Here is a 10,743-nt window from a genome sequence, read left to right on the forward strand (position 1 = left end):
TGAATATTCCATAATTCGCCTCCTTGTTGGACGCGACATCTATATTAACACATAGGGGCGGCAGCGATTCTATCTATGGTGATGGAGGTAACAACACTATCTATGGCGGATATGGTGCTGACTCGCTCCATGGTGGTAGTGGTGGCTCTAACACTTATAAATACATTGATTTGCATGATACCGGTGATCTTATTTATGATTTTGATGTAGCAAATGACAAGCTGGATTTCAAAGCAATTGATGCCAATAGTGTTAAAAGTGGTAGTCAGTCATTCTCCTCTGCCACCTATTTTGCATCTCCAAACCATCTTGTCGCAAACGGGATCAGCTATTTTGATGACGGAGAAGGAAATACCGTAGTCTGGGTTGATAATGATGGTGATGCGACAACAGTAGAGATGCAGGTTACCCTTGTCGGAGTTGCCGCCAATGATGTACATGGTAACCATTTCAGTATATCCAGCAACGATTAACCATCGGTTTTTTCAAAAAGGGCAGTATTCGCTGCCCTTTTTTATTTCCACAAAATCATCGTTACTCCAGAGCATTATTTTGTATATGCTTTGAGCAGACGTTATACCTCCCCCTTGCTCTTTAGTCTGGATCACTCCTTTTACAGAAGAATTGTTTGTGCTGATGTAGATGGCCACATGACCAGTGATGATGACCTTGATGAATATGTGCAGCTTAAAGGAATTCATTGTATATTATCAGTACATTTTGGTGGTGTCCGGTTGTCCGTAAGCAAACCCGTCTGTTCTGTTACATCACTTGATGTCGAAATTGCTCTTATGGTAGTTCAATAATCCTGACAAGAGGAGAGTATCATGGCTGCTTTTGATTTCGGCGTTAAAGTCGATCCCGTGCTGTTTGATCGCCAGATCAATGAGGGATACGAGGTTACTGCTTCTGAATATATTCGCAAGGGCTGGGAGATGTTCCGGCTGAACATCGGTGAATTTGTAGGGTTCACCCTTGTTGTGTTTGTGATTTCGGCATTAAGTTCGATGTCGAATGGAGGCGGATCGATTATTTTCTCATCACTTACTGCGCCGTTATGTGCCGGTTTCGGGATTGCGGTTTTCAAGCGGATGAGTGGACAGGAGATTCAGTTTTCAGACTTTTTTCTTGGTTTTAAATACCTGCTGCCTCTTTTTCTGGCGGGTTTGGCGATGGGGCTTCTCGTTGCTGTCGGGTTGGTGCTGCTTATTCTGCCCGGAATCTATCTTGCTGTAGGCTATACGTTTACCATGTTTCTGATTGTTGATTACAGGATGGAGTTCTGGCAGGCGATGGAGACAAGCCGCAAAATTGTTACCAGACAATGGTGGGCAATTTTTGGGTTTGCCTGTCTGCTGGCCCTGCTGAATTTTGGTGGTGCGCTTGCTCTCGGTGTCGGCCTTCTGGTAACGATTCCCGTATCCTCCTGTGCCGTTGCCATAGCATACAAGGAGATAGTCGGGCTCTATTCGTCAGAGTGGTAGGTTGTGGGGCCGGCGCTTTGTTGCTAAAATAGTAAATCACTGAATTTGAGGATAACTATGAAAATGAGGCTGAGTATCGTTGCGGCAAGCCTGCTTGTTCTTCACTCTGTTTTTCCTTTTTCGGCTCATGCTGAAGAGAGTCAGGTTGTGGTATCGGCGTCAGGAGTGGTATCGGTAAAGCCGGATATGGCGGAGTTTATTGCGGAGATTAAGTCGGACGCAAACAGTGCAGACAGGGCTGCGGCCGATACTGCTGAAAAGTATCAGGCGGTTCAGAATGCGCTGCGACGGGCCGGTGTTGCATCCGGGGATGCTGTGACGGCAGGTTTTACCGTTTCACCAAAGTGGGAGTGGGAGCCGTCAACCGCTAAAAACGTCCTGAAAGGGTACACGGCAAGGCACACCATAAAGGTCAGGGTGCGTGCTCTGGGCAGCATCGGCAGGGTTATTGATGCTGTGGTGCAGGCCGGGGCCAATGAAGTTCAGAATATTATGTTTTCATCAAGCCGTTATGATGCCCTTCGCCAGGAAGCACTTGCATCAGCTGTAGGCAATGCCCGCAGGGAGGGAGAAATTATGGCCCGTTCGGCAGGAGGGCGTCTTGGGCAGTTGATCGAAGTCAGCTTGGGCCAGCCTTCATACAAGGAACGACCATATATGGAGGCGGTAGCCATGAGGGCAGCCCCGGCACCCGCAAGTACAGAATTGGCCCCTGCTGATCAGGAGATTTCAGTAACCATCAACTCACGTTGGCGTTTTATCACCGCTCCTGTCAGATGAGCAGACATTCGCGCTGAAAGAGAAACCGGGAGAGAGTTGGCTTTGTCGGGGATTGAGGATGATTTGAACCTGCCGAAATAAATAGTATCTTGACTGAATATTTTTTTGTTTTCCATTCTTCTGTTCTCCGGTAAAAAGAGCAAGAACTGTCCCGTTTAATCCGGGGTTTTGGTTATGTATTTGTTTTTCATGTTTATCTGAAGTTCCGTGTTTTGCATACCCGGGTTGGTTTTTTTATGCATATACCGACGAGCGTTGATGGCTCCGGTTTAACTCCGATTGAGGTTGCTTATGATTCGATTGATATCTGCGTTATTGATGATGCTTATGCTGCTCTCTCCTGTGAAGGGAGACTCCCTGACAAATCCTTTCCTGAAAAACTTTTCTTCGCTCTCCCGATCTCCTGACCTCCGGAACCGGATAAATCCAAAGCTGCTCAGTATGGCGCTTTCCGGTTATTATTCCCTCCGGGAGCAGGGAAAGGTATCCCGTGACGGTATTCTTACAGTGATAGATTTTAACCTTCCATCGGTCGAGGAAAGGCTTTTTGTTATTGATGTCAATGAGGGACGACTGCTTTATTCCGGTCTTGTTGCGCATGGCAGCGGAAGTGGCGAAAACTATGCACAGAGTTTTTCCAATCAACCGGGCTCCAATCAAAGCAGTCTCGGTTTTTATACCACAGGAAATACCTATGACGGCAAGAATGGTTATTCTCTCAGGCTTCTTGGAATGGAGCCGGGGATTAACGATAATGCTGAAATGAGAAGTATTGTGATGCATGGTGCAGATTATGTCTCCTACGATTATATCAGGAAGCATGGCCGTCTTGGCAGAAGTCAGGGGTGTCCCGCGCTCTCTTTTGAGGCTTTTCAGCAGGTTATTAACCTGATAAAAGGCGGGAGCTGTATGTTTATCTATCAGGGAGGAAGGGACTATGCGCTCAAGTCAACCGTGCTCAATCCCGATCTTGCCCTTCAAGAGAGTGTTTTCGATCCATTTTCATAATGTATTGAGTTACGAATGATTGGTATTCTTCTCGTCTGGCTTGCATTCAGTCCTGTTCAACCGGTTCCGGTAAGGGCGCCCGCACCTCAGAAGGTTACTCTTCAACCACAAACGCAGAATACGGTTATTCGGCAGAAGAGTGTCGTTCCTGACCCTGTAACAGAGCATATCCGCAGTTACTTTACCCGTAAAACAGTGCAGGGCGCAGAGCTCTCTCTGGTTGAAGGGATCTCGTTCCGGAACCGGCTAGCCCGATTCTATGCTGCACGGGGATACAGGCCTGTCTGGATAAAACGGACGATGATTACCGAGCTGATCACAGCCATAGAAAGTGCTGCCGATGATGGTCTTGATCCTGCGGATTACCACATCAGGGCGCTCAGGGTATTTTACAATCAGCCCCCCCAGACGCCCCAGCAGGAGGCTAACTTTGATCTTCTCCTGAGCGATGCATTTCTCAACCTTGCCACTCATCTCCGTTATGGCAAGGTTGATCCCGTCAGCCTTGATCCAAACTGGAATATCAATGATTTTCACAGAAGCACAGTCCTGGAGTACAGGCTTCAGAATGCTGTGACTGCTGAACGGATTGCCGCTGTTTTGGCGGAACTTCGTCCGCAGCACTCCGAGTACCTTCAATTGAGAAAAGGACTGATCCGGAATCGTGCTCTTGCCAAAGATGGCGGCTGGCCGGTTGTGCCTGATCTGACAGGTCTGAAAGAGGGTGCCACGGACAATCGTGTATTGCCGTTACGCAAACGCCTTGTTGTTTCCGGTGACATAACAGTTGCTGCCGCTGATACCGCAAGGATCTATGACAAAAGAATGGTCGAGGCAGTCAAGCGGTTTCAGAAGCGGAACGGAATGGTTGCGGATGGTGTGCCCGGACCCGCGACCTTCAGGGCCATGAATCTGCCTGTAGAGCGTCGTATTGAACAGATCCGTATAAATATGGAGCGGTGCAGATGGTTTATGAACGACCTTGAACCGACCTATATCATGGTTAATATTGCGGAGTTCTCCCTTCGTTATGTTGAACATGGTCGTAACCGCTGGGGAACCAGGGTCATTGTCGGGCAGCCCTATCGTGAAACGCCTGTCCTCAAGGCGGATATGAAGTATATTGTCTTTAATCCACGCTGGGTGGTACCTCCGACCATACTGTCGAAAGATGTGCTGCCGGCTATCCGCAAAAACAGTGCCTATCTCAGCAGGAAAAAGCTGAACATCCTTGACCGGAATGGTGCCGTTGTCAGTCCGGCATCGGTGAACTGGTCACAATACACAGGAGCAAATTTCCCGTACCGTTTGCAGCAGACTGCCGGAGATCACGGGGCATTGGGCCGGATCAAGTTTATGCTCCCGAATCGCCATACGGTCTATCTGCATGATACTCCGACCAAGGATCTTTTTGAAAAGAGCAGCAGAACCTTCAGTTCCGGGTGCATCAGGGTTGAAAATCCCCAGGAACTCGCCAGGCTGGTTCTTCAGGACAGTCTGAAATGGAGCAGGGAGAGGATTCAGGCCGCAATCAATAGCGGTAAAACAGCAACGGTCTACCTGCCGAAACGGATTCCTGTGTTTATCCTCTATCTGACAGCTTTTGCCGAAGGTGATGAGATTGTTTTTCTTGATGATGTCTACAACAGAGATAGTGCTGTGCTGAAAGCTCTTGATAAACCCCTTCCCCAATAGTAAGCATCTGTTCTTCTGAGGGCAGCGCCAAGCCTTGTTGTGATCGGGTCGAGTGCGATCCCGGTGAATCGGGGAATCGCGGAACAAATTAACCGGGGTGCCCCTATGTCATTTTCTGTCGAGATCAATATAGAGCGGGCGTTTGAAACTCCTGCTGCAACCGATAAGGTGTTCGATCTTCTTGCTGATGTCCCCCGTTCTGCCTCACATTTTCCGAAAGTTGACCGGTTGATTGATCTTGGCTCCAATACTTTTCGCTGGGAGATGGAAAAGATCGGTATCGGCAGCTACACGCTGCAGCAGACAATCTATGCCTGTTGCTACTCTGCCGAGGCGGCTTCGCGGAAAATTGCATGGAGTTCTGTTGCCGGAGTCGGCAATGCGAAGGTCGAAGGGGAGTGGGCAATACGGCAGAAAGAGGATGGAACCGCGATAGTGCTGAAAACAAAAGGTGAATTGATGGTCGATTTCCCCTCGTTTCTGCAGATCATCATCTCCCCGCTGGTGGTAATGGAGTTTACCTCTCTGATTGATCACTATCTGGCTAACCTGCAGAAGAGCTTCACAGCATTATGACCGGTTTCTTGCCGTCGCTCTGAGGGAAATGGTGTAACAGGAGACCTGTCAGGTTTTTTTCCTTTTGGTTGACTTCCATTCCCGCATACCCACCTCATCTCTTATTGATGCGCAGACGTCAAGTACCTGCTGCAGTTCGTTGATTTCCATGTCGCTATTGAGTGAAAAACGCATGAGCGTGCGGTTTTTCGGTGTTGCAGGCGCACAGAATACGGAGCCGAATACATTTCGATCTTCCAGCGCATCCCGCAATATTTCCATTTGGGGTTCACTTTCTGGTTCAAGTGAGATGATCTGTGACTGGCTGGCAAGAAAATAGCCAAGACTCTCCAGTCCGTTTCGAAAGAAAAGAGCATTGTCATGCAGTATTTTTCTCCGGTCGTCACTCTTGATAAGCACCTCAAGGGTTGCAGACAACCCGGCTATTTCATGAGGGAGAAGAGCTGAGCTGAAAATTGCCGGAAAGGCTGCGTAGGGGTAATACTCGGCAAATCGTTTCGAACAGAGAATGATACCCGCCCTGCCGGCGAAAGCTTTTGCAAGACTCCCGGTAATGAAATGTACCCTGTCGGTCAGGCCGAGGGAGGCCACCAGCCCGGCTCCCCGGGGCCCATGCGTACCCAGAGAGTGAGATTCATCAACAAGGGAGAGACAGTTGTGACGATTGGCGATATCGATGATCTCCGCGAGAGGGGCAATATCTCCGGTTGTACTGTAGAGCGAATCCACAACAATAATGCCCTGGCCATGCTGTTTTACCAGATTTTCCAGATGAGCGGCATCGTTATGCATAAAGGTGTAAAAGGGGGCACCGGATGTTTTGACCCCTTCCCAGAGTGACATGTGAGTGAAAAAATCTATATAGACAGGAGTATTCTGGTCGGCAATGGTCTGCATGATACCTACATTGGCCGCCCATCCGGATTGGCATAAAATTGCATGTTCAAAACCGGCAAACTCGGCCATTGCCTTTTCAAAGAGCGATTTGTCGCTGTCCTCATGGAGAAAAACCGCCGACATGACCATTTCATGGTGTGCCTGTTCGAGTCTTGAAATCTGCGCCTGTAAAATTTGGGGGTGGGTTGAAATGCTCAGATAATCATTACTCTGGAGAATAATTGATCCCGGATGTGGTTTTTTGCCGAGTACGAGGGGTTTTCCATTCCTGCGTGTTTTGATCGATGCTTCCTCATAGGCGAGCAGTCGCGCATCAAGAAAATCGGGAATGGGCAAACCGGTACTGCTCATTGCTTACCTCATCTGGATTGGCCCGTGCTTTACTGGCAGCAGTTCATTGTAAGAAAAGTACTCTGTTGGAAGCGATTTAAATCTCTACGGGTCATATTCCCCGCTGCTTGCGGCGTGACATGATTTATATTAGTTGGCATGAGCGAATATATTCACAAGAGCCATAATGTCACCGTTCTGATGTATCACATAGTGCTGCCAGCAAAGTATAGACGCGTGATTTTTGATGATAAGGTTGATGAAGTGCTGAAAGATGTGTGCTTGGACATAGAAAATCGTTATCAGATCAAGTTCCTGGAAATCGGAACAGATAAAGATCATGTGCATTTTTTGGTGCAATCAGTGCCAACGTATAGTCTCACGAAAATCGTGACGATGATAAAGAGTATTTCTGCTCGAGAAGTGTTCAGGCGCTGTCCCAAAGTTAAAAAGCTGTTGTGGGGTGGTGAGATGTGGTCGGATGGGTATTATGCTGGATCGGTGGGAAAGCATGGAAATGAAGACATGATAGGCAAGTATGTCAAGGGGCAGGGATGTACGTATCAGAAACTCTACAGTAACTATCAGTTGTCACTGTTCTAACAGAGGAAATCTTCAATACCCCGCTGCTTGCGGCGGGGATTCTTTATTTTATAGAATTATCTTCCCGGCAGATAGTTTACCGGGGCGCCTGATCATCAGATCATACTCGGTTTCTAATTCATTCAGCCATCATAATGGTTCAGGATGATCGAGGTTATCGTACTGCTTCCGGGTACATCTTCTTAACCTGCTCATACATGAAAATCATGTGAACTCTTCATCATCATGCACTATCGGCATATTTCTGCGATCAAATCTGAACAGGAATAATAATCCATCCGGCTGACCGGCGCGCAATATGATAAAATATGATGAAATGAAGATACAGAATGTTTTGATAATTAGCGTTATAGCTCTTCCTGCCGGAGCAGTGAAGCGTTACCTGGCCAGTCGTTGCCCTGGCAGCGAAATATGAGGGTTAAAAATGAGGAGGAGAGTGCTTGCGGAAGTAACCTTGTAGCGGTTCATCAGCATTTGCGACGGCTTTTTTACAAAGTCATTACGCATAAACTCAGGTTTGCCGGGAGGAGTGTTGGGTTAAAATATGCATGTAATTTTTCAGTTCCTTTATGGTTTCCGCATAGACGTTTTTCAGGATCTCCATCCATGAGCTGTTGTCAGGCCATGCTGTATTGCGGGAAAACTCATTGATATATCCTGAAAGCAGATACATTCTATGGGCACCGATACTTCCTGAGGTGCCCTTGAGAGAGTGAATGAGATGATCAAATTGCTTCATGTTCTGATTACCTACCGCTGCATCAAGATCGGCAGTGCATTTGTCAGCATCATCGATAAAGGTTTCGAAAAGCGTTACGATTAATTCATCACCGCCTATCTCTCTCAATTCATCGATAATTGAACTGTCAAGAATTTTTTCACTGTTTATTGTCAGTCCAGAAGTCGGAACCCTCCTTTTCTGATTCATAGTGTGTATTACTGATCATTGGTGTCTCCTCCTGAATATTGTTTTTCAGAAAAACGTTAATGGTTGTTATAAGCTTGTCCTTGAAGACCGGTTTGCAGAGATGAAAATTAACGCCGGCCTCCTTCAGAATTCGGGAGCTCTGTTCATCGTTATTTCCTGTGATGGCAATAATTGGTATGGTTTTACCGGCGCGAAAACGGAAGAAATTTTTGCCGCTCCTGATGGCTTTTGTGGCTTCAATACCATCCATTACCGGCATGTCGACATCCATGAGAATCAGATCGAAATCCTCTTTTTCAAGCATCGAGAGGGCTTCCCTGCCATTGAATGCCTGCTCGATGTGGTAGCCATAGTTCTCAAGCAGGGCGCTCATGATTCTCCGGCTTGTCTCGTTATCATCAACCAGAAGAATTCTTTTGTTGCTGACGGTTATTTCGGTTTCATACCGGTCCGGAGATGTTTCGGAAAAAAAGTATTTTTCAATAATTTTTCTTGTGGTTACAACGCTCACCGGTTTTGCAAGTACTTCATTCATTCCGTTTTTTTCGGCTCTCTCTGTTGCCTCGGGCTTCGGCAGTGAAGTAATGCCGATAATCGGTACGTCACGATAATGCAGGGCAAGAGACGGATCGATGTTCTGTGCCGAACGAATAAGTTTGACAGCACGATCTCCGTTCAGAAACGGCATTTCGAAATCCATAAAAATGAGGTCATACCGTTTTTCTGAAACCATCGCGACTGCCTGGAGGCCGTTTTCTGCCTGATCGATCTGACAATGCAGTTCCGAAAGATATTTTGAAATAATCAGGCGGTTGCTGCTGTCATCATCGGTTACGAGAATCCTTTTTTTACGAAGGATGTTTCTTTTAATCTCCCCAACGGTTTTGGAATAATACTTTGGCAGTGTTATGGTGAACTCAGTCCACTCCCCCTCCTTTGAGTTACAGACGATAGTGCCTCCGAACGATTCAATCACCCTTCTGCAGAAGGATAAACCCAGCCCGTTCCCTCCTTTTTTGTTGGAGGTATAAAAACTCTCAAAAATCTGCTCAATATTTTTTGCTTTTATCCCCGGTCCATTGTCTTTGACCCTGATGATATTCGACAAAGCGGTTACATCAGTAGTGATTGCTATATGGAAGTTATTTCTGTCCTTATAGTAAAGAGCATTTTTAAGCAGATTGAAGATGACAAAGAAGAACAGATCTCGATCTCCCAGAAAATCAAAGTTCATGCATTTTTCAAAGCTGATAACCTTTTTTTCTTTGACATCATTGTAAGGAAATCTGCTCAGTGCGGTTTCAATTGCGTTTTCGGATCTGATCCGGATAAATTCATCGACGATCACCTCTCCTCCCTGCAGGATGGTGAGGATGGAGTCAATGATCTTGTTTGCACTGCTCAGCGTGTGCGAACTGTCCTCAATGATATTATGAATATCTATGAGTCCGGAATGGCTCAAGCGGTAGTAGCTTTTAGCCGCCGCATCACTGCCCGGTTTTACGGGCAGCGTGTTTTGTACAGAAGCAATGGCCGTGGTAATGGCATTGAGCGGGTTTCTCATCTCATGGGCGATACTGCCGCTCAGGCTTTTCATGAGCGCAATTTTCGACTTGTAGGCCTGCTGCTGCTTATGGCTGGCAATAATGCTTCCTGCAATGGAGAAGATGAAAATAGGAATGTACTCAGGTATGAAGTAGGTGAAGCCGACCCTGCCGTCAATCGTAAGCACCGTGACATAGGCAACCATGAATCCTGCTCCGGTCATGATGCTGACCAGGACCCGGTCTGAAATAAGCAGTGTCAGCAGGAATAAACCGGCCATAGTGGACATTGCCCATACCACTGAGAATTCGTTTTTCAGCATCATGAAACTGAAAAAGAAAGGAATAACAATAAAGAGCGAAATGAAAAAATAGACGGGGAAAATCTCTTTCAGCTTTTTGGGAATAAACCGGTAGAGTACCCAGGGGATGCTGATGAAGGCGCAGAATATACGCAGAGGCAGATTCTCGTAGGGTTGCGGGAAGATATAGGCCCAGATGAGATAATAAACCGGATAGCCAAGAAAGCCGAAAAGCCCTACAACGCCGAGATTCGGTTCGGTATGCTCTATAATTTCTTTGGCTTTGTTTTTAAGTATATGCATCAGAAACAGTATTCTTTATGCCTTACCAAAGCCTTTATTCCGGCTATAGATGTACCCTGTGCGTTACCTGCAAGATCATCCCGCGTCGATTGCCAGAGCTTTTGTTATGACAGTCACTGTTATTTTTTACCAGAAACAACAGGGGGGGGTAATCACTGCCGGTCTCATAAGTGTAACACCATCTCATATCACTAATAAGCCGGCTATAGAGCTTATATTTACATATATTATAGGTCACTGGTGTCCAACTGTTGAAAAAATAAATCCCTGTAGGTTATGATAATAAAATAGAA

The 10,743-nt window shown here is 46.7% G+C and carries 10 protein-coding genes; 7 read left to right on the forward strand and 3 right to left on the reverse strand.

Going from position 1 to position 10,743, the window contains the following annotated elements; all coding sequences use genetic code 11:
• Nucleotides 1-26: 26 nt before the first annotated feature.
• The 6 genes from BOO20_RS03565 to BOO20_RS03595 all read left to right on the forward strand — a co-directional run bounded on the left by BOO20_RS03565 (nucleotide 27) and on the right by BOO20_RS03595 (nucleotide 5,543).
• Nucleotides 27-473, forward strand: coding sequence for a M10 family metallopeptidase C-terminal domain-containing protein (locus BOO20_RS03565; RefSeq protein ID WP_158068726.1), 447 nt, complete (start codon nucleotides 27-29; stop codon nucleotides 471-473).
• Between the two features lie 354 nt (nucleotides 474-827).
• Nucleotides 828-1,484 carry a hypothetical protein gene (locus BOO20_RS03575; protein WP_076790644.1) on the forward strand — a complete coding sequence of 219 codons (657 nt, stop codon included), beginning with the start codon at nucleotides 828-830 and terminating at the stop codon, nucleotides 1,482-1,484.
• A 57-nt stretch (nucleotides 1,485-1,541) separates the two neighbouring features.
• Nucleotides 1,542-2,264, forward strand: a complete 723-nt coding sequence (locus tag BOO20_RS03580) for an SIMPL domain-containing protein (RefSeq protein WP_076790646.1) — start codon at nucleotides 1,542-1,544, stop codon at nucleotides 2,262-2,264.
• Between the two features lie 291 nt (nucleotides 2,265-2,555).
• Nucleotides 2,556-3,272, forward strand: coding sequence for a murein L,D-transpeptidase catalytic domain family protein (locus BOO20_RS03585; RefSeq protein WP_076790647.1), 717 nt, complete (start codon nucleotides 2,556-2,558; stop codon nucleotides 3,270-3,272).
• Between the two features lie 15 nt (nucleotides 3,273-3,287).
• Nucleotides 3,288-4,967: a murein L,D-transpeptidase gene (locus tag BOO20_RS03590; RefSeq protein ID WP_076790649.1), complete on the forward strand. Its 1,680-nt coding sequence runs from the start codon at nucleotides 3,288-3,290 to the stop codon at nucleotides 4,965-4,967.
• A gap of 105 nt (nucleotides 4,968-5,072) precedes the next feature.
• Nucleotides 5,073-5,543: an SRPBCC family protein gene (locus tag BOO20_RS03595; RefSeq protein ID WP_076790651.1), complete on the forward strand. Its 471-nt coding sequence runs from the start codon at nucleotides 5,073-5,075 to the stop codon at nucleotides 5,541-5,543.
• Between the two features lie 48 nt (nucleotides 5,544-5,591).
• Here BOO20_RS03595 and cqsA read toward each other — a convergent pair whose 3' ends face one another.
• Nucleotides 5,592-6,791: an alpha-hydroxyketone-type quorum-sensing autoinducer synthase gene (cqsA, locus tag BOO20_RS03600; RefSeq protein WP_076790653.1), complete on the reverse strand. Its 1,200-nt coding sequence runs from the start codon at nucleotides 6,789-6,791 to the stop codon at nucleotides 5,592-5,594.
• A 138-nt stretch (nucleotides 6,792-6,929) separates the two neighbouring features.
• On the opposite strand from cqsA, the gene tnpA reads away from it, so the two are divergent.
• The gene (gene tnpA, locus BOO20_RS03605) at nucleotides 6,930-7,373 is read left to right on the forward strand and encodes an IS200/IS605 family transposase (protein WP_076790655.1); all 444 of its coding nucleotides are present in this window, start codon (nucleotides 6,930-6,932) and stop codon (nucleotides 7,371-7,373) included.
• Between the two features lie 511 nt (nucleotides 7,374-7,884).
• Here the strand turns inward: tnpA and BOO20_RS13045 are convergent.
• Both BOO20_RS13045 and BOO20_RS03610 read right to left on the reverse strand, forming a co-directional pair.
• The gene (locus BOO20_RS13045) at nucleotides 7,885-8,301 is read right to left on the reverse strand and encodes an Hpt domain-containing protein (RefSeq protein WP_233120864.1); all 417 of its coding nucleotides are present in this window, start codon (nucleotides 8,299-8,301) and stop codon (nucleotides 7,885-7,887) included.
• Nucleotides 8,252-10,450 (reverse strand): hybrid sensor histidine kinase/response regulator, encoded by a 2,199-nt coding sequence (locus tag BOO20_RS03610; protein WP_233120865.1) that lies wholly within the window; start codon nucleotides 10,448-10,450, stop codon nucleotides 8,252-8,254. Before BOO20_RS03610 ends, BOO20_RS13045 begins: the two co-directional genes overlap by 50 nt.
• Nucleotides 10,451-10,743: the final 293 nt, after the last annotated feature.

The organism is Chlorobium sp. KB01 (assembly GCF_001975465.1).
GTDB lineage: Bacteria > Bacteroidota > Chlorobiia > Chlorobiales > Chlorobiaceae > Chlorobium.